The organism is Pseudarthrobacter sp. NIBRBAC000502771 (genome assembly GCF_006517215.1).
Taxonomy (GTDB): domain Bacteria; phylum Actinomycetota; class Actinomycetes; order Actinomycetales; family Micrococcaceae; genus Arthrobacter; species Arthrobacter niigatensis.
On record NZ_CP041187.1, the window covers coordinates 4,312,964 to 4,332,029 of the forward strand.

A 19,066-nucleotide genomic window follows, 5' to 3' on the forward strand; every position below is an offset into this window, starting at 1 on the left:
GATACCTCACTACTGTGTACAAACTTGCCGGGTGACGATAAGTTCGCTACGTCACTCCCGCCCCAGGGCCCACCCCCCTTCCAGACAGGACAACAATGACACGCACCAGGTCTCTGGCTTCCGGCCTCCTGACTCTTTCGGCGGCTGCCGTGCTCACCCTCACTGCTGCCGGTGGCGCCTCTGCCGACCCGGCGCCGTCGGACGGTAACGAAGCGCCGTCGGTGGCCAGCGTCACGCTCGACGCGGGGGCTGCAGCCGATTACTGGACTCCCGAGCGGATGCAGGGCGCCGTCCCTGGTGACACGCTGGCCGGCAAGGCCCTGGAACGCGGCAACCGTTCAAACCCTGCACTGGTGGAGAAAGGCAAGCCGTCCTCCACCAAAGCCACCAAGGGCAAACCCACGCTGGCCCAGAGCGCGAACCCCGTCTCCCACATCGGCAAGGTCTTCTTCACGCTCGGCGGAACGAACTATGTGTGCTCCGGCAACGCCGTCACCTCGACCAACCGCAGCACTGTGGCAACGGCCGGCCACTGCGTGAATGAAGGCCCGGGCGCGTACGCCACCAACTTCGTCTTCGTCCCCGCGTATGACAACGGGGCAGCCCCTTACGGCAAATGGACCGCCAAAGCCCTGTATGCCCCCACCCAGTGGGCTTCCAACGGCGACATGACGTATGACACCGGCTTCGCCGTGATGAACCCTGATGCCAAGGGGCGGAAGCTGACCGACGTCGTCGGCGGCTCCGGCACGGCCTTCAACCAGGCACGGGGCCTGACCTACACGTCCTACGGCTACCCGGCAGCGGCGCCCTTCAACGGGGAGACCCTCAAGAGCTGCACCGGGACGGCGTCAAATGATTCCAACAACCCCCAGTTCAACACCCAGGGCATTCCCTGCGACATGACCGGCGGTTCCTCCGGTGGTCCGTGGTTCATCGGCAACGGTCCCGATGGCCTGCAGAACTCCATCAACAGCTACGGCTACAACGGCTCCGCAGTGATGTACGGCCCATACTGGGGCTCCGTCATCGAGACGACGTACACCAATGCCGCGAAATCCTAAAGAACCCGCACCGGACCAGGACCCCGTCAGCCACGTGGACTTGAACCAGTCGCCCGAGGAAGTCCTCGAGTACTGGACAGACGAGCGAATGGCGGCGGCGAAGCCCCGGGAGATTCAGCTTCCGGAGCCCGAACCTCCTGCCGGCCAGGACTAAGCCGAAACACAACGACGGCGCCCGTCCCCTATGCAGGGGACGGGCGCCGTCGTCTGTTGAAACCCGGCGGTGGGGATTAGTGGAAGAAGTGGCGGGCTCCCGTGAAGTACATGGTGATGCCGGCAGCGTTCGCTGCTGCGATGACTTCCTCGTCCCGGACAGAACCGCCCGGCTGCACCACGGCGCGGACACCGGCGTCGATCAGGATCTGCAGGCCGTCGGCGAACGGGAAGAACGCGTCCGAGGCGGCCACGGCACCGCGGGCACGCTCAGGTGCGCCGCTCGCATCCGCGTTGGAGGCGCCGCCGGCACCGTCGACGTCGGACTCCACCGTGACGCCCAGCGTGTTGGCCCGCTCCACCGCGAGGCGGCAGGAATCGAGCCTGTTAACCTGGCCCATGCCGATCCCCACGGCTGCGCCGTTGTCGGCAATGAGGATGGCGTTCGACTTCGCGGCCCGGCACGCAGTCCAGGCGAAGGCGAGGTCCGCGAGGGTCTTCTCATCCGCGGCCTCACCGGCGGCGAGGGTCCAGTTGGCGGGGTTGTCGCCATCGGCGTCCACCTTGTCGCTGACCTGGACCAGCATGCCGCCGGAGACCTGGCGGAACTCCGTGGGGTACCGGCCGTATCCCTCGGGCAGGGCCAGCAGGCGGATGTTCTTCTTCTTGGAGAGGATTTCCACCGCCTCAGGCTCGAAGCCGGGTGCGATGACCACCTCGGTGAAGATGTCCTTGACGGTGTTGGCCATGCCGGCGGTCACCGTGCGGTTCGCTGCGATGACGCCGCCGAATGCAGAGACGGGATCGCAGGCGTGGGCCTTGGCGTGGGCGTCGGCGATGGGGTCCGCGGCGTCCTTGGAGCCGACGGCGACGCCGCACGGGTTGGCGTGCTTGATGACGGCGACGGCGGGCTCACTGAAGTCGTAGGCGGCGCGCAGGGCGGCGTCGGCGTCAACGAAGTTGTTGTAGCTCATGGCCTTGCCGTGCAGCTGGTCCGCCTGGGCGATGCCCACCGGGGCGGCCTTGTCCACATACAGGGCGGCCTGCTGGTGCGGGTTCTCGCCGTAGCGGAGGACCTCGGAGCGCTCCAGGGACAGGCCGGCGTAGGCAGGCCAGTCGATGACGCCGTCGCCGTCCTCGTCCAGGAACTGGCTGGCGGTCCAGGTGGCCACTGCATTGTCGTAGGCGGCGGTGTGGGCGAAGGCCTTGGCGGCGAGGCGGCGTCGGGTTTTCAGGTCGAAGCCGCCTTCCGCTGCGGCCTCCACCACCTGGCCGTAGAAGGACGGGTCCACCACGATGGCGACGGCGGCGTGGTTCTTCGCGGCCGAGCGCACCATGGCGGGGCCGCCGATATCGATCTGCTCCACGACGTCGTCCTGCGCGGCACCGGACTTGACGGTTTCCACGAACGGGTAGAGGTTCACAACCACCAGGTCGAAGGCTTCGATGTCCATGCTGGCGAGGGTTTCCATGTGCGCCGGGACGCGGCGGTCCGCCAGGATGCCACCGTGGACGCGCGGGTGCAGGGTCTTGACGCGGCCGTCCAGCATCTCGGGCGAACCGGTGACTTCCTCAACCTCCTGCACGGGAATGCCCGCGGCGGCGATCTTCTTGGCCGTGGAGCCCGTGGAGACGAGCTTCACGCCCGCTGCGTGCAGGCCCGAGGCGAGCTCCTCCAGACCGGTTTTGTCGTAAACCGAGATCAGGGCCCGGCGGATGGGTACACGGTCAATGGATACGCGCTCATGCTGCGTGAAGCTCACAAATCTCTCCGTCTTATCTCGCGGAACAGGGCCGCGGTTGGTGGGGATACGGCCAGTTTATCGCGAAGGCAACGGTTACCCCCTGTGGGCTCCGGAGTGTGAACTTCCGCGGGCCCGGATAGAGTCTTCAGCAGGAGGCGGCGATGAATACTTACACCACTGTGCCCAGCGGCGAACAGGTGGTCCAGGAACTGCCCTGGCGATGGAAAGTCCAGGGCAGGATCTTCCTGATCGGGGGCCTCGGATTCATGTTCGACGCCTGGGATGTAACCCTGAACGGCATCTTGATTCCGCTGCTGTCCAAGCACTGGTCGCTGTCCGCAGGGGAAGCGGCCTGGGTGGGCACGGCGAACCTGATCGGCATGGCGCTGGGTGCCTTCATCTGGGGAACCATTGCGGACACCTTGGGGCGGAAGAAGGCATTCACCGCCACGCTGCTGCTCTTCTCCGTGTTCACTGTCCTCGGTGCGTTCGCCCCCGATTTCGTCTGGTTCTGCGTGTTCCGGTTCATGGCCGGGTTTGGTCTGGGCGGCTGCATCCCCGTGGATTACGCACTGGTGGGCGAGTTCACCCCGCGGAAACAGCGCGGCAAGGTGCTCACTGCCATGGACGGCTGGTGGCCGGTAGGCGCGGCTCTCGCCGGGTTCGTCTCGGCCGGCCTGGTGGCCCTCTTCGGCGACTGGCGCCTGACCATGCTGGTGATGGTGCTGCCCGCCCTGCTGGTCTTCTGGATCCGGCGGAGCGTGCCGGAGTCTCCACTGTTCCTGATCCGGAAGGGCCGCAGGGAAGAAGCGGCCAAAATCATTGACGGCCTGGTGGAGGCCACCGGGGCGGAACCGCGCGCGTACAGCCTTCCCGACGCCCGGGATGTCCCACGGCTTTCCGCCGGCAGCGCCTGGACCCAGCTGCGTTCGGTATGGCAGTTCAACTGGAAGATCACCGCCGCCGCCTGGTCCCTGTTCTTCAGCATCCTGCTGGTGTACTACCTGTCCCTGACGTGGATGCCCAGGATCCTCATCGGTGCCGGCTTCGCCGAGTACAAAGCGTTCGTCACCACGGCGTCCATGGCCGCCGTCGGCTTCCTGGGCGTGGTGGTGGCCGCCCTCCTGGTGGAGCGGGTGGGGCGCAAGTGGATCCTTGCCATCACCGGTCCGTTGTCCGCGCTGACCCTGGTGATCGTGGCATTCGTGGTGGACATCCCCACGGCCGCGGTGTTCTGGCTGCTGGTGTTCGGGTTCGTGGTGCAGGTAGCCATCCCGGTGCTCTACGCCTACGTCTCCGAGCTCTATCCCACGGAATTGCGGGGCACCGGGTTCGGTTGGGCGTCCACATTTTCCCGGCTGGGTGCAGGGTTTGGACCGCTGGTCTTCGCCAACTACTTCTGGCCGGAACTCGGGCTGGCCACTTCCTTCGCCCTGGCCGGCGCCCTGGTGCTGGCCTCCGTGCTGTGGATGGCGTTCTTCTCCCCGGAAACCCGCCGGGCCCGCCTGCAGTAGCCGTTTTTCGCGACGCCCTTATTCATTTTCGACGCGCATATTCCCCTGCGCGCACAGTATGTACGCCGCGAAAACGGCATATGTGCGTCGAAAAGGAGAGTGCGCGTCGAAAAGGAGAGTGCGCGTCGACGGCGGCCTACGCGGCGGAATATTCCGGGTCCGCGGCGAGGGCGGCCAACGTGGAAACCAGGAGCCGGCGCTCCACCACCTTGATGCGTTCGTGCAGGGTTTCCTCGGTGTCTGCGTCCTCGATGGCCACAGCTTCCTGGGCAATGATGGGGCCGGTGTCCACGCCGGCGTCGGCCCAGTGCACGGTGCAACCGGTGACCTTGACGCCGTAGGCCATGGCGTCGCGCACGCCGTGGGCGCCTGGAAAAGCAGGCAGCAGCGCGGGGTGCGTGTTGAGGTACCTGCCGTTGAACGCGTCGATGAAATCGGGGCTGACAATCCGCATGAACCCGGAGGACACCACAACGTCCGGCGAGTAGGCGGCGACGGCCCCGGCCAGCGCGGCGTTCCAGTCGGTACGGTCCGGGTAGGCCTTGAAGTCCACCACAAAGGTAGGGATCCCGGCGGCAGCGGAGCGTTCGACGCCGTAGGTTCCTTCGCGGTCGGCGCCCACCGCCGCGATTTCCACATCGAGCTCCCCCGCTTTGACGGCGTCGATAACTGCCTGGAGGTTGGACCCGGTGCCGGAGACGAGGACGACGATACGCATTGGTCCAGCTTAGGTGCAGGCTCGCGTACGCTGGAAAACATGAACAGCGAACCGGGCCGGGCCGGGCGGCAGCAGGCCAGGCCCCCGCTCAGCGAGGCAGCGAAAGCCTCCCTCGCCAAGACCCACACCCTGTTCAGGACGTTCGTGGTGACGGTACTCGGCGCGTTTTTCGTGTACCAGCTGGACGTGGGCTACCTGTGGCTGACAAGCCTGCTCACCTTGGCGAGCCTGGTCCTGGGCATAGTCCTGCTGGTCCGGTCCATCCGGTTGAAGGAATCCAGGCTGGTCCTTGTGGGCACCATTTCCGGGCTGGTGGTGGCAGCCGTGATGGTGCTGCTGATCGTGACCACCTTGGTCCTGTTTGACCAGGTGCGCGAGTACCAGGCCTGCCTGGGCCGGGCGCTGACGGACCGGGCCACCCAGGCGTGCATGGTGCAGTTCCAGGACGTCCTGCCCGCCAGGATTCCCTAGCCCCGGGGCGGTCCTAGTGGACCAGTTCCCCTTCGCGATCGGCCGCCCCGGCCTTCTCCCTTTCCAGCCAGGGTCCTGCCGCGTAGCCAATGACCACGCCGGCGGCCACCTCCGCAGCCACCCATAGGGCCGTCCACAGCGGGTCAGGACCGATTGCGGTCAGGCGCCCCAGTCCTGCTGACCCCCGCGCGATCCAGGCCAGGCCCATCACCAGCAGCCCGGCGGCCAGCCCCGCGAGCACCCCGAGGACAAGGGTGGAGACGGTGGCGGTGAACCAGCGGGCGTGGACCTTGATGGCGAGCCACTCGTCAAAGTGGTTTTCCCCCTCCCGCAGGAACCACCACCCCGCCATGACGCCCGCCAGCACGGGAACTACCAGGGCGACGACGGCGTAGTCCAGGGATCCTGACGGGATGGCGGCCAGGACAGGAATGGATGGGAGCGGCCCGACTGCGGTGCCCAGCGCCCCTGCCTGGGATCCGGCCCCCAGGGCAAAGCCGGCTCCTGACGTCCACGCAAGCGCGAAGACCACAAGGTTGGGCAGGAAGCCCAGCTGCGCGATGGTGAGGGCGGCGCCTCCCACCGGGCCGGCGTCGAGCGCTTCATACACGGACACCACCAGGTTCCAGTGGATGAACAGATCGACTGCCAGCAGCGTTGCGGCCAGGGTAAGGGCGGATGCGACGGCGACAAAGCCTGCCTTCGCCGCGGAGGCTAAGTAGGATCCGGCCCAGCGGGAATGCTGGCTGGTGCGGGAGATCCAGTCCACCGCGTCGACGCCGATGAGCCGGCTCCAGGACCCTGCTTCCCTTCGTGCACCGACCACCATGCCGAGGCCGAACGGGACCAGGGGAACCAGTATGGCGTACCAAAGGTTGATGACAACGTCGCTGCTGCGGCAGACGAACCCGGTGGCCGCACCGAACGCCGCATAGACTGCCCACGATCCCAGCAGGGCCTGCCACAACTGGTCCGTATAGGAGGCCCGTGCGAGCCTCCGGCCGGCGCGCCACGCCAGGAGGAACGGGATCACGGTCAGGCCCAGGGGAATCAGGCTCAGCGTGCCGGATCCACCGTGGGTGGCGGTCGCCGGTCCTGCGCCGGCAAGCTCCAGCGGCACCCCATGGACCAGGAGCCAGGACTGCCCTGCCAGGCGCGCCAGCACCTCGAACTGTCCGTTCTGGAAACCCGCGGTGGCCCAGACTGCCACGATGGGCGCCACGACCACCAGCGCCGAGATGATGGCCGCCTGCGCCGCTTCAAGGGCACCCTGCAGCCACAACGGCATGGGAAGGCCACGGTCTCCGGTCTGATCAGCGCGCAGTTTCATCGTGTTCCATGGTGTCACGCCGGGTGCGCCGCGTCCGCGAACGACAGGCTCGCGGGCGCCACCGATCAATATCCAAATGCCCGGCTGTCCGGCGCTTTTTGCCCTGCCCCGCCGTAAAATTGTTAGAAACCAACACCCGCCTGCCCGCAGGGGCATCCTGCGATTTCTGCTGGCCGTGGGCGTGAACCCGACCAGCCGCTTGCCCGGATACCGTCAACCGGGAAAACAGGAGCCGCGAATGAGAGATGAACCGTAAGTTCTGAAGATATTCGTCCTACTGGCTGGTGCAGTTGCCGCTTTCAGCGCGGCTGCACCAGCGCTTTAAACGGTGCGGCGCCGGGAGCCTCCAACCAGGCTCCCGGCGCCGTTCACCGAATCAGGCCCGCCGCTCCAGCCAGCCGGCCCTGCGGACTTGGCGGGGACAGAGTCCGCGGTCCGATCAGCGACGCGCGTCGCCGTCCGTTTCGATGTTTTCCTTGCGGACTTCCTCGTTGACCGTGACGTCATCATGGACTGTCTCTTTGTCCAGCCGGACCCGTTCCACGGGAACAGTCTCTTTCTCCACCACGGGGCGTTCCTCATGCAGGACCACCTCGTGCTCTTCCTCGCTGATGCCCGGGCCGTCCAGCGCGGAGCCGCGGTTGGCGTCCGTGATGGGCTCGCGCTCCACGCGGACTTCTTCACGCTCCACCGGGATGGTCTTGGTGACATTCTCGGTGGTGACGTACTTGCGCAGGCGGGCCCGGCCTGTGGTCTCACGCTCCTTGCCCACGCGCAGCTGTTCCTCGGAGCGGGTCATGGCGTCGTCCGTGGTGGGGCCGGAGGTATCGTGGCCCACGGTCCCGCGAGTGTGGGTGTCCGCGGCGGAAGTGATCCCGGCCGTGGGGGTCCCGGCATTCAGGTCTGCATCGCCCTGGAGGTCGACGTCGCCGGCGGTGTCACGGGTGGCCTCGGTGTACGTCCGTGCGCCGCGGTCGTAGTACGTGTACAGCCGGTCCTCTTCCTCGGGGGTGAGGTGGCCGTCGGCATCAACGCGGGGTGCGTCCTTGACGTGCTCCTTGGTGAAGGGCACCACCAGGTCCTCGCCCTGGTTGTTCGCGCCCTCAACCGGCACGAAGGATTCGGACGTACCGAAGAGGCCGGTCTTCACGGTGACCCAAGTGGGTTCGCCCGTGTCGTCGTCTGCATACAGCTGGCCGATCGAACCGATTTTCGTGCCGTCGGAGCCGACTACGTGGCCCCCCTTGGTGAGCAGGTTTTCAAGGTTTTCCCTGTTGAGCATGACGTCTCCTTGGATTGTCGTTGCACTAGGTCTGCCAGCAGTGGATGGTCCGGACCGGGGCATTCTCCCGTCATCCGGCTTCCGCCCCGGCTGCTTAAGGCTCTGCGCTGACTGCCCCACTACCATAAGCATGCTTAGCATCAAATGCCAAGCCTACTTAGTAATTTTCTTGGCGGCCGGGGCAGCTGTTCACCCGGCCTTCTCCTCCGGGTAACGCTTTTTCCCCCGCCATTTCAAGGACGGCGCGCACGGTGAAGGGGTGAGGATCGCAATCGTCGCCGAATCATTCCTGCCGTTGATGAACGGCGTCACCCATTCAATCCTTCGGGTCCTGGATCACCTCCAGGAGCGTGGTGACGACGTACTGGTCATCGCCCCCTCAGCGCAGGAGGGAGCCGAGCCGGGCCGGGTCAAAGGGGCGGAAGTCCACCGGCTGCCGGCAGTCCCGCTGGCCGGCTACACGAATGTACGGGTGGCACTGGGAGGTGTGTACCGGGTCAAGCGAATCCTTGCCGAGTACGCGCCGGACGTTGTGCATCTCGCCTCGCCGTTCGTCCTGGGCTGGCGCGCAGCGCAGGCGGCACACCAGCTCGGAATCCCCACGGTGGCGATCTACCAGACCGAAGTTCCCAGCTATGCGGCCAGGTACGGCGTTCCCTTCCTTGAAAACTGGGCCTGGAACAGGGTGGAGAACATCCACCTGCTGGCCTCACGCACCCTTGTGCCCTCCACGTTCGCGCTGAACCAGTTGCGCGGACGGGGCATCCCGCGGGTACGGATGTGGCGCCGCGGGGTGGACACCGCCCGGTTTTCGCCGGAAAAGCGCGACGACGGGTGGCGGGCTTCGGTTGCCCCGGACGGTGAACGCATCATCGGCTACGTGGGCAGGCTGGCCATCGAAAAGCAGGTGGAAGACCTTGCCGCCCTCGCCGGCATTCCCAACACCAGGCTGGTGGTGGTGGGCGACGGCCCGCAACGGGCAGCCCTTGAGGCGGCCCTCCCCCAGGCGGTATTCACCGGCTTCCTGGGCGGTGAGGACCTGGCGCGGACGGTGGCATCCTTCGACCTGTTCGTCCATCCGGGTGAGTTCGAAACCTTCTGCCAGACCATCCAGGAGGCCATGGCGTCAGGTGTCCCGGTGGTGGCCACGGGCCGGGGCGGACCACTGGACCTGGTGGAGAATTCCCGCACCGGCTGGCTCTACGAACCGGGTGACCTGTCCGCCATGCGCGCCCGGGTGCAGGACCTGATGGGCGACGACGCCAAACGCCGCGCCTTCGCAGCCGCGGCCCACGCCTCGGTCCAGGAGAGGACCTGGCCGGCGCTTTGCACGGAACTGGTACAGCACTATACGGACGTCATTGCGGCAGTCCCCGCACCGCCGCGGAAGGCTTCAAAGGCAGGAGCAACATCATGAAGATATCCGTGATCGGCTGTGGGTACCTCGGCGCTGTCCACGCGGCAACCCTTTCATCCATGGGCCACAGCGTTGTGGGCATCGACGTGGATCCCGGCAAGGTGGCCCAGCTGGCACAGGGAACCGCACCGTTCCATGAACCGGGGCTTGACGAGCTCCTGGCGCACGGCCGCGCCACCGGACGGCTGCGCTTCTCCACGGATCCGGCCGAGGCGCGCACTGCCCAGGTGCACTTCCTGTGCGTGGGGACGCCGCAGGACAAGACGTCCGACGCCGCCGACCTTACCTTCCTGGTATCAGCCCTGGAAGGGCTGCTGCCGCACCTGGCGGCGGGCGCCGTCGTCGTGGGCAAATCCACGGTGCCCGTCGGCACGGTGGACATGCTCCGGGAGATCCTCGCACGGCGGCCGGACGTGCTGCTCGGCTGGAATCCCGAATTCCTGCGGCAGGGCACCGCCGTCAAGGACTCACTGGTTCCGGACCGGCTGGTCTACGGCGTTGAAGGCGGCCGCCCCGCCGCCTTCAACCCCCACACCGGGGCACCGACGGGGGTGACTGCGGCCCTGGACGCCGTCTATGAGCCGCTGCTGGCTGCCGGAATCCCGCGGCTCGTCTGCAATTTCGCCACGGCTGAACTCATCAAGTCTGCCGCGAACGCGTACCTGGCCACGAAGGTGAGCTTCATCAACGCCGTGGCCGAACTGTGCGACGCCGCAGGCGCCGACGTCACGGAGCTCAGCGAGGCAATGGGGCTGGACCCGCGGATCGGCAGCCGGTACCTGCACGCCGGGCTCGGTTTCGGCGGCGGCTGCCTGCCGAAGGACATCCGCAGCTTCCGCACCCAGGCCGCCACCCTGGGAGTACCTGCGGTGGAGCAGTGGATGCGGCTGGTGGATACGGTGAACCTGGGCCAGCGGGAGCGCACGGTGGGACTCGCTGCAGAGTTGTGCGGCGGAACCCCCGCCGGGCGATCCATCACCGTACTGGGCGCATCCTTCAAGCCCGACACCGACGATATCCGCGACTCCCCCGCCCTGGATGTTGCGGACCGGCTGGCCGCTGCCGGGGCGCACGTCACCGTCACCGACCCCAAAGCGGTCAATCTTGCCTGGCGCCGCTACCCGCGGCTTCGGTTCGAGACCTCCGCTGCGCGGGCGCTCCAGGATGCCGAGCTGGTGCTGCTCCTCACGGAGTGGGATGAGTACCGGCAACTGTGTCCCGCTGCTGCCGGGCAACACGTACGACGCCGTGTGGTCCTGGACGCGCGCAACGTGCTGGATGCGGCGGCCTGGCAGGAACAGGGCTGGGTGGTCCGCGGACTCGGAACGTCCTCCGGCGCCGTGACGGCGGCCGCAGTACGTTGAAGACCGGCCGCGGGGAGGGCAGCTAGCCCAGCAGTCCCAGCTCCCGGAACGCCAGCGCCACGCCGTTGCCGGCGGGCGGGGCGGTGATCCGGTCCGCCACGGCAAGCACTGCGGGATGGCCACCTTCCACCGCGATGCCAACGGCCGCGTACTCAAGCATTTCGATGTCGTTGGCGCTGTCGCCGATGGCCACGATGTCCGCCCGGTCCAGGCCGAGCCGGGCTTCCACAACCTGGATGCCCACGGCTTTGTGGGTGCCGGCCATGAAGATCTCCCCGGCCCGGTCCCCCAGCGCCGACAGCGAGCTGGGGATCAGCCCCACCCCGGGGCCGAAGTCCGCCAGCAGGCGGGTCAGCGGCACCGGTGAGTCGAAGCAGGAGATTTTGGCGTAGGAGGTGGCGCGGAGATCGTCGCTGTACTGCATCGGTCCCAGGATGTCCTCCAGCGGATCGACATCCGTGCTGAGGATGCCGTCATGCTGGGGGCGGCCGGCAAAGATGGGCCCGAGGACCTCCCGGAGCCGGCGGTCCACGCCTGTGCGGCCGTGCAGTGCCTCCGGCGCTTCCAGGATGTAGGCGGCACCGTGGGCATCGAGCGTTTCGACGAGGCGCGCCGCGAGCCGAGGTTCAAAGCGGGCGTCCCTGAGGACTTCACCGCCCACCTCCACCCTGGCACCAGCTCCGGTAATGGTGCCGTCGAAGCCGGCGTCCAGGATGTGCCCTGGGACCATGGAGAGTGGACGCCCGGTGCAGACGAACACCCGGTGGCCGAGCTTGCGGGCGGTCCGGACGGCGTCGACGTGCGCCTCGGGAGCCAGGCCGTGGTCGGCGTAGGTGCCGTCGATGTCAAGGAATATGGCCCGCGGACGCTGGGTCTGGCTGGACATGCGAGCTCCTTCAACAAAGGCAGGGACACCCAAATCCTATCGGCAGCAGTTTACGGACGGCACGGGATTGTCCCACGTCAGGACCAAACTGATAGTCATCCTGTGATATTGGGGGTCTTGCAGAGTAGTAAGCCTGCTGATTGAATGAGGGAACCGGAAATGGGGGCCCGGCACAACTTACTGACAAGGAGTGGCAACATGGGCATTATCGGATTTCTTATTTTGGGCCTGATTGCTGGAGCCATTGCAAAGGCCATCCTGCCGGGCCGCCAGGGCGGGGGCTGGGTGGTCACCATGGTCCTTGGTGTTGTCGGAGCCATCCTGGGCGGCTGGATCGGATCGTTGATCTTCGGCGGCGGCCTGGCGGAGTTCTTCGACCTCAGGACCTGGCTGCTGGCTATCCTCGGCTCGATCATCGTGCTGCTGATCTACGGCGCCGTCACCAACCGCAGCGGCCGCCGGGTGTAGCTGCTTCCACAAAACCATCAGTAACAGGCGCCGGACTCCACCAGGAGGACGGCGCTTTTTACGTCCCGCCACACGGTGGTGCGGACTCAATATGAACCCGCCGGGAGCCGCCCAATTTTCCCCTCCTGCCTTTATGATGGCGAAGGGGTGGTGTGATGACCGGTTTTCTGGGCCGTGACAACAATGTGGCACTGCAAACTTTTGGCGCGGTCATGGATGCAAGTCCGGACGCACTTTTGGCCCTTGCTGCGGACGGGACCGTCCTGGCGGCGAATGCCGCGGCCGCCAGGTTGTTCGGACTGCCGCAGGAAGCCTTCTCCGGCCTGGATTACCGGATGCTTATCGGAACGGGCTTCCACGGCGAAGTGGCCCTTCTGCTGCGCCAGCTCCTCACCCTGCCGGAAGAGCTTCCGCCTCCGCAGGAAATCATCGCGCTGGGGCGGGACGGGACCGAGTTCCCGGTGGAACTTGCCGCCGCGCCCCTCCCCCACCAGGACCCGCAGGGGCCCGGGGACGGCCCAGACGGGAGCGGGCCGCCAATCGCCCGGCTGCTGCTCTCCATCCGCGGGACGGCACACCGCAAGGCAGCCGACACCAACCTCCGCGAGGCAATGTCGCTGTTGACGGCCACCCTTGAATCAACCGCAGACGGCATCCTGGTCATCGGGACCGACGGCACCGTCGCCGGATTCAACGACCAGTTCCTCACCATGTGGGGCATTCCGCCCGAGCTCATGGACGGCGAAACCGGGGAACCAGTGCTGCAGCTCATCATGGAGCAAGTGGCTGACCCTGTAGCTTTCACCGCCAGGCTGGGCGAACTTCAGGAGGACCCCGCGGCGGAAAGCCACGACGTTGTGGAATTCCGGGACGGCCGGACCTTCGAGCGTTATTCTCGCCCGCAACGTGTCGGCGAGAACATTGTGGGCCGGGTGTGGAGCTTCCGCGATGTTACGCCGCGGCGGAAGGCGCAGGAGCAGGCCCACCGGGCCATGATGGACCTCGCAGTCCAGGCGGAGAAGTTGCGTGCCATGGCCTTCCAGGACCCGCTGACGGGACTTGCCAACCGTGCGGTGTTCAACGATGCCTTGGCCGAATCGCTGCAGGAACCGCGGCTGAAGACGGTGGATGTCCTGCTCCTTGACCTGGATGACTTCAAGGAAGTCAACGACATCCTGGGCCACCAGGCCGGTGACGACATGCTCATCGAAGTGGCGCGCAGGCTCCGCGGTTGCGTCCCGACGGCCGACGTCGTGGCCCGGCTGGGCGGCGACGAGTTCGTGGTGCTCCTGACGGCTTGCCCGGACGCTGATGCCATCGCGGCCTGCATTGTGCGCTGCCTGCATGTGCCGGTGACCATCAGCGGCACCGTCCTCCGTCCCAGCCTGAGCCTGGGGGTGGCTTCCCTGGGCCAGGACAGCATGGGCCCTTCCGAGCTCCTGCGGCACGCTGACATTGCGATGTATGCGGCCAAGGCTGCCGGCAAGAACCGGTTCCTGCGCTTCCACCCTGACATGATGCAGGTGCTGGTGCAGCGGACACACATGGAGAGTGGACTGCAGCTGGCCGTTCCGCGCGGCGAAATAACCGTTGACTTCCAGCCGATCGTCTCCCACCGCATGGGGCAGGTGGTCCAGCTGGAGGCACTGGCCAGGTGGGACCGGGGCGGCGAGCGGGTGCCGCCGTCGATCTTCATCCCGCTCGCCGAGCGCACCGGACTGATTGGTGAGATCGGGGCCGAAGTGATGGCCACCGGAATGGTGCAGCTGGCACGGTGGCTCAGTGAGGATCCGTCGCGGTCCCTGGCCGTGAATGTCTCCGGCGTGCAGCTGCAGGAACCGGACTTCGCCGAGGGAGTCCTGAAGCTTGCCGAAGCCAGCGGCGTGGCACCGTATCAACTCGTGGTGGAGGTTACCGAGAGCGTGTTTTTCGACGCCGACTGCAGCCTGATCCAGCAGCTCAGCGCGCTGCGGGATGCGGGCGCCCGGGTGGCGCTGGACGATTTCGGCACCGGTTATTCGTCGCTGGGCCGGCTGCAGGACCTGCCCGTGGACACCGTCAAGATCGACAAGACCTTTGTGTCCATGGTGCGGACCGGGAACGAGCGGCTGCCGATCCTCAGTTCCATGATCAACATGGCGCACAGCCTGGGCCTGACGGTTACGGCGGAAGGGATAGAAACGGCCGCACAGGCGGATTACCTGACGGCGCTGGAGTGCGATTCGCTGCAGGGGTATCTGTTCTCACTGCCGGAGCCCGGTGACCGGCTGGGCCAGGCGTTGAGTCACGCAGAAGAGGCCCTCCATGCACTGAAGGGCAGGTAGCCGGGGCTGCCCGTCGGCCTAGGCTGCTTCCTGGCGGCCGGGGCGCTGCGGATTTGCGGGCGCGGGGTGGGAGTTCTGGGGCTGCACGGGGTGCGGTGCTTCGCCGGCGGCGGCGGACGGGGAGCCCGTCCCGGTGGTGGTGGCAGCAGCGCGGTTGCGGCGCCAGCGGCGGACCAGGTCGACGGCGGCGAAGAGCCCTGCGAGTGGGGTCAGCACGGCGGCGGCATAGACGAACAGCATCCACGTCAGGGTGGTAAGTGGCGGCTGGTTGTTGTTGAGCAGGGACAGGCCGCCCAGCATGGCAACCACCCAGAACAGCAGGACGGCCGTGAGCACGGCGCCGGCAGGGAAATACTGGTTGGTCACGACTTTTTTCAGGGTTTCCATGCACTTCCTCCTGCCTGGCCGGGGGACGGCGAAAGCCGTTCAATGACCAGTATGGGGCCCGGCGGGCAGGAAACTGCGCAAGACGACACGGCGAGTGATGAAGCTAACGCTGCAGGCCGCCGTCGTACGATTTGCGGGGCTGAACGCAGGTCCTTCCCTTCCCGGAGCGCGTCCGGCCGAATACCGTAATGCCTGACCGCTTATTATTTGGAGGCTCCCATGCGCAAAGTCACCGCCGGCCTGTTCCACTCCGTGGACGGTGTGGTGTCCGAACCGTTCAAGTTCCAGTTCGACAGCTTTGACGCAGGGCTCGGCGAGGGCCTGACCAGGATGATCAACACCGTGGACACAGTGGTCCTGGGCCGGGTCAGCTACCAGGAGTGGGCTGGGTACTGGCCTACCGCCCCGCAGGACCAGGACTTCGCAGCGTTCATCAACCCCGTGGAGAAGTTCGTCGCCTCGCGCACGCTGACGGGGCCTCTGGAATGGGAAAACTCGCATCTCATGGATGCACCCCTTGAGGATTTCGTTGCGGGCCTGAAAGAGCGCGACGGCGGCGAAATCGCCGTGTGCGGGAGCATCTCGGTGGTGAGGCAGCTGCTGTTCGCCGGGCTACTGGACTCGCTGCAGCTGATGACCCACCCGGTGATTGCCGGCAGCGGCCGCCGGCTGTTCGAGGACGGCGACCCGTTGACCCGCCTGGTACTGCAGGACCAGTCCACCACCAGCAAGGGCAACGTGCTGAGCACCTATGGGGTGCGCGCGCAATAGCTTCGGCGCGGGGACTTCGCGGCCGCTGCCGTCTCACTCCCAGGGCGCCGCACTCGCCCTCCGGACACCCGATGACCCCTTCGACACCATGGCGCCGTCCGGCCGGGGCAAGTGTGTGTGGCCTTGTTGGAGCACCTCGGTGGCCACGTGGTCCACGGTATCGGCTTGGCCAGCCGCCCACTCAAAGGAAAACCTGACCTGACCGGTATTGGCGTAAGCCTTTCCAATCAGTTCATCCACCCGTCGGCGTTCAGGTTCATCCAAGGTGACCCCACAGTCCACCCGGTGGGCGTCAGCCGCGGCCAAAAGCCGGATGGCGGACGCTGCGCGGTTCTTGGAGAGATATACCCCGGCCAAGGACTCCAAAATGCCGGCAAGGACGCCCATGGCTCCAAGGTTCAGCGCTGCGGCTAACGCCTCGGTCAGCAACCGCTCGGCAGAGTCAAAGTCCCCATCGTGTTCCAAACTCTCGGCCAGGTTGGTCAGGACAACACATTGCAGAGCGCCGTCGCCAAGGGGCCGGGCGAGGACGGCGCAGCGGCGGCACAACTCCAGCGACCGCGCGTAATCGCCGCGATAGAAAGCAAGTCGCGAAAGAATAATCAAGGCTCCAACTTTGGTTCGGTCTGTCGCATCAGGGTCAGTGAACGCCTCCCAAGCCAGGCGTTCGGCTTCCCCCGCCTCGTTGCTTTGCGCGGCCTGGACCGCCAGGCACATGGTGGACCACGCCGCGCCCTGGAGGTTGCCGGCCCTCCGGAACGTGTCCCGAGCCCGTCCGTGGAATTCCGCGGCAAGACGGTTCTTTCCCAAGATCCAACTCAGGGTAGCGGCACCACTGAGGGCCGGCGCCAGCAGTCCTGGTGCTGCATCCGGCGCACTATTCACCAGGTCCACTGACACCTGGTGCTGCTCGGCGACATTTCCGGTCAACTCCCAAAAGTGCCAAAGGTGCCCTACCAGGCCCAGTGCTACGTCGGACGAACCGTCCGGTCCGGCTGCCCAGAGGAGCGCGGCCCGGAAGTCGGGTGCGTCCGCTTGCAGGTGATGGAGTGCCTGCAATTGGCCGCTCCCCCACAACACCGGGGCATGCTCTTTTGCCACGCCCAAGTAATAGTCGGCATGACGGGCCCGCAGGGCAGCGGCGCTGGCGGCGCGGCCAAAGCGCCGGCGGGCAAATTCACGGATCGAGTGCAGCATGGCTACGCGTTCCTGACCGCCGGGATCCGAATAGCGGCGCAGGAGGCTTTGCTGAACAAGCCCTGCCAAGCGGTCCGTCACGGCGGCCGGACCAGGCGTGCCGGTCCCACTGATACTGACGATGGCAGGCACCGACGGGTTGGCAGCAAAAACGCCCATCTGGTCGAACAGCTGCCGCTGGTCCTCCGCCAACAACCGGTAACTCCAGTCAATCGTGGCCGTCAACGTCCTTTGCCTTTCCGGAACGTCCCGGAACGCGCCGGGCAGGGCCGCCCGGCTGACTTCCAGATCCTTCAGCAACGCATCTTCACTGCGGCGACCGAGTTGGGCGGCAGCAAGTTCTATGGCCAATGGGAGTCCGTCCAGTTGGTGGCACAACCGGGTCAAGACGACTGCGTTGACGGCATCAACATCGAAGCGGTGGCGGACCGCCCGTCCGCGCGCCAGAAGCAGCTTCACGGACGGAATTTCCCTGAGAAGGTTGGGCGGCAGGACGTGATCCAGCGGAGGCAGGGGAAGTGGCGCCAATTCGTACTCGTACTCGGGCCGCAGGCCCAAGCGCCTGCGGCTTGTGGCAAGGATGCGCAGGTCAGGCGCCGCTGCGAGCATGTCCAGCACCACAGGCCAGGCCCCCTCTAAATGCTCGAAGTTGTCCAGCACCAGCAGCATGCAGCGGCTCCTGAGGAAGCGGGAAGCCGTCTTGAGCGGGTCTTCGCCCGCGAGGTCTCCTAGTCCGAGCGACAAAGCCACTGCCGACGGAACCTGGGCCGGATGGGTGAGGGTGGCCAGGCTAACCCAGCCCACACCGTCGGCCATATTTTGGCCCAGTTTTGACGCGGCCGCGAGCGCCAGGCGCGTCTTTCCTGTCCCGCCCGGCCCCGTCACAGTGACCAGTCTGCAGCCGTCCGAACGGTAAAGAGAACAGACTTCACCCACCTCCGTCTCGCGGCCGATCAACGGTGTAACAGCGGCGGGAAGATTGTTTAGTCGCTCCCTCGCACGGCGCCTAACGTCCGCGGCAGCCGGATCCAAGGACGCGTCCTGCCGCAGGACCATGCTTTCAAGCGTCCGCAAATGGCCGGACGGTTCGATGCCGAGGTCGCGGACAAAGAGATTTCTGGCGGAGCGGCAGGCCGCGAGCGCCTCGGCCTGCCGGCTGCACCGGTACAGGGCAAGCACCAGCGAAGCCCACAGCCGCTCCCGGTAGGGGTGCTGTGAGGTGAGGAGCTTCAATTCGTCGACGACGTCCGGTCCCCTGCCGAGCAGGATTTCGACATCCAGGAGATCCTGGTAGGCGTTCAACCTCGATTCCTCGAGCGCGTCCACCTCAGGGCGCAGCAATTCCAGGTCGGCAAGGTCTGGAAAAGCAGGCCCGCGAAACAGCTGGATGGCATTCCTAAGGTGCCTGGCGCCGTCGGCCAGTTCTCCAGCCTGGACCGCCTGCCGTCCCGTGTCCACGTGCCGCCGAAACTGCAGGAGATCAAGTTCGTCTTCGTCAACAACAAGACTGTAACCACCGGGCCTGCTTGGCAGATACCGCGAAGGGACGCCACGCACGCGTCCCGGTTCAAGCATGTTGCGGAGGTTGGCCATGTACACCTGCAACTGCGGGCCCGGATGGGACGGCGGACGGTCAGCCCATACAGCGTCCGCCAGGAAATCAGTGGACACCAGGGTGTTGGGTCGCAGGGCGAGGCAGGCCAGCACAATCCGCTGCTTTCCGGCCCGCAGAGCCGTGGACGACCCCCTGAAGCCGATAACCAGTGGTCCCAGAACCCTGATCTGCAATGCCACCATCACACGGCCATTCTCCGAGCGGACCGCCGTGGCAGACCGGACCAGTCCGGCGCCTGCGGCCCATGCCTGCCAGCGACCCCAGCGCCTGCCCGGGATGCGCCACTTGAGGGTCACATCAACCCCATCATGCTCCTCCAATCAGAAGCCCGCCAGAGCGCGCCCCTCAATTAAGGATTGT

16 protein-coding genes are annotated in these 19,066 nt (G+C 66.3%); 9 read left to right on the forward strand and 7 right to left on the reverse strand.

Translation table 11 applies throughout. The features are described 5' to 3' along the window. The first annotated feature begins 95 nt into the window (after positions 1-95). Positions 96-1,064: a serine protease gene (locus NIBR502771_RS19975; protein WP_141161241.1), complete on the forward strand. Its 969-nt coding sequence runs from the start codon at positions 96-98 to the stop codon at positions 1,062-1,064. After that, entirely contained in the window at positions 1,048-1,218 is a 171-nt protein-coding gene (locus NIBR502771_RS20795) for a hypothetical protein (RefSeq protein WP_168225762.1), read from the forward strand. Before NIBR502771_RS19975 ends, NIBR502771_RS20795 begins: the two co-directional genes overlap by 17 nt. A gap of 76 nt (positions 1,219-1,294) precedes the next feature. Here the strand turns inward: NIBR502771_RS20795 and purH are convergent, their stop codons facing one another. Next, entirely contained in the window at positions 1,295-2,980 is a 1,686-nt protein-coding gene (gene purH / locus NIBR502771_RS19980) for a bifunctional phosphoribosylaminoimidazolecarboxamide formyltransferase/IMP cyclohydrolase (RefSeq protein ID WP_141161242.1), read from the reverse strand. A 143-nt stretch (positions 2,981-3,123) separates the two neighbouring features. Here purH and NIBR502771_RS19985 point away from each other — a divergent pair, with 143 nt between their 5' ends. Then, positions 3,124-4,476, forward strand: coding sequence for an MFS transporter (locus NIBR502771_RS19985; protein WP_141161243.1), 1,353 nt, complete (start codon positions 3,124-3,126; stop codon positions 4,474-4,476). A 136-nt stretch (positions 4,477-4,612) separates the two neighbouring features. Here NIBR502771_RS19985 and purN read toward each other — a convergent pair whose 3' ends face one another. Continuing rightward, entirely contained in the window at positions 4,613-5,194 is a 582-nt protein-coding gene (gene purN, locus NIBR502771_RS19990) for a phosphoribosylglycinamide formyltransferase (RefSeq protein ID WP_141161244.1), read from the reverse strand. Between the two features lie 39 nt (positions 5,195-5,233). Between purN and NIBR502771_RS19995 the strand changes: the two genes are divergently transcribed. Then, on the forward strand, positions 5,234-5,665 hold the full coding sequence (locus NIBR502771_RS19995; RefSeq protein WP_141161245.1) for a hypothetical protein: 432 nt from the start codon (positions 5,234-5,236) through the stop codon (positions 5,663-5,665). Positions 5,666-5,678: 13 nt separating this feature from the next. Here NIBR502771_RS19995 and NIBR502771_RS20000 read toward each other — a convergent pair whose 3' ends face one another. After that, entirely contained in the window at positions 5,679-6,995 is a 1,317-nt protein-coding gene (locus NIBR502771_RS20000) for a DUF6350 family protein (protein ID WP_141161246.1), read from the reverse strand. Positions 6,996-7,434: 439 nt separating this feature from the next. Further along, positions 7,435-8,277 (reverse strand): PRC and DUF2382 domain-containing protein, encoded by an 843-nt coding sequence (locus tag NIBR502771_RS20005; protein WP_141161247.1) that lies wholly within the window; start codon positions 8,275-8,277, stop codon positions 7,435-7,437. Positions 8,278-8,536: 259 nt separating this feature from the next. On the opposite strand from NIBR502771_RS20005, the gene NIBR502771_RS20010 reads away from it, so the two are divergent. Together NIBR502771_RS20010 and NIBR502771_RS20015 are read left to right on the forward strand one after the other, a co-directional pair. Then, entirely contained in the window at positions 8,537-9,694 is a 1,158-nt protein-coding gene (locus NIBR502771_RS20010) for a glycosyltransferase family 1 protein (RefSeq protein WP_210411276.1), read from the forward strand. Next, positions 9,691-11,058, forward strand: a complete 1,368-nt coding sequence (locus tag NIBR502771_RS20015; protein ID WP_141161248.1) for a UDP-glucose/GDP-mannose dehydrogenase family protein — start codon at positions 9,691-9,693, stop codon at positions 11,056-11,058. Before NIBR502771_RS20010 ends, NIBR502771_RS20015 begins: the two co-directional genes overlap by 4 nt. A gap of 22 nt (positions 11,059-11,080) precedes the next feature. Here the strand turns inward: NIBR502771_RS20015 and NIBR502771_RS20020 are convergent, their stop codons facing one another. Beyond that, positions 11,081-11,944, reverse strand: a complete 864-nt coding sequence (locus NIBR502771_RS20020; protein ID WP_141161249.1) for an HAD family hydrolase — start codon at positions 11,942-11,944, stop codon at positions 11,081-11,083. Positions 11,945-12,142: 198 nt separating this feature from the next. Here NIBR502771_RS20020 and NIBR502771_RS20025 point away from each other — a divergent pair, with 198 nt between their 5' ends. Both NIBR502771_RS20025 and NIBR502771_RS20030 read left to right on the forward strand, forming a co-directional pair. After that, positions 12,143-12,412, forward strand: a complete 270-nt coding sequence (locus NIBR502771_RS20025; RefSeq protein WP_141161250.1) for a GlsB/YeaQ/YmgE family stress response membrane protein — start codon at positions 12,143-12,145, stop codon at positions 12,410-12,412. Between the two features lie 155 nt (positions 12,413-12,567). Beyond that, on the forward strand, positions 12,568-14,736 hold the full coding sequence (locus NIBR502771_RS20030) for a bifunctional diguanylate cyclase/phosphodiesterase (RefSeq protein WP_246839746.1): 2,169 nt from the start codon (positions 12,568-12,570) through the stop codon (positions 14,734-14,736). 18 nt (positions 14,737-14,754) lie between these two features. On the opposite strand, the gene NIBR502771_RS20035 is transcribed toward NIBR502771_RS20030, so the two are convergent. Then, positions 14,755-15,123, reverse strand: coding sequence for a hypothetical protein (locus NIBR502771_RS20035; RefSeq protein WP_246839747.1), 369 nt, complete (start codon positions 15,121-15,123; stop codon positions 14,755-14,757). Positions 15,124-15,342: 219 nt separating this feature from the next. On the opposite strand from NIBR502771_RS20035, the gene NIBR502771_RS20040 reads away from it, so the two are divergent. After that, complete coding sequence (locus tag NIBR502771_RS20040) at positions 15,343-15,894, forward strand: dihydrofolate reductase family protein (protein WP_141161251.1); 552 nt, start codon at positions 15,343-15,345, stop codon at positions 15,892-15,894. Between the two features lie 33 nt (positions 15,895-15,927). Here the strand turns inward: NIBR502771_RS20040 and NIBR502771_RS20045 are convergent, their stop codons facing one another. Continuing rightward, on the reverse strand, positions 15,928-19,002 hold the full coding sequence (locus NIBR502771_RS20045) for a BTAD domain-containing putative transcriptional regulator (RefSeq protein ID WP_141161252.1): 3,075 nt from the start codon (positions 19,000-19,002) through the stop codon (positions 15,928-15,930). Positions 19,003-19,066: the final 64 nt, after the last annotated feature.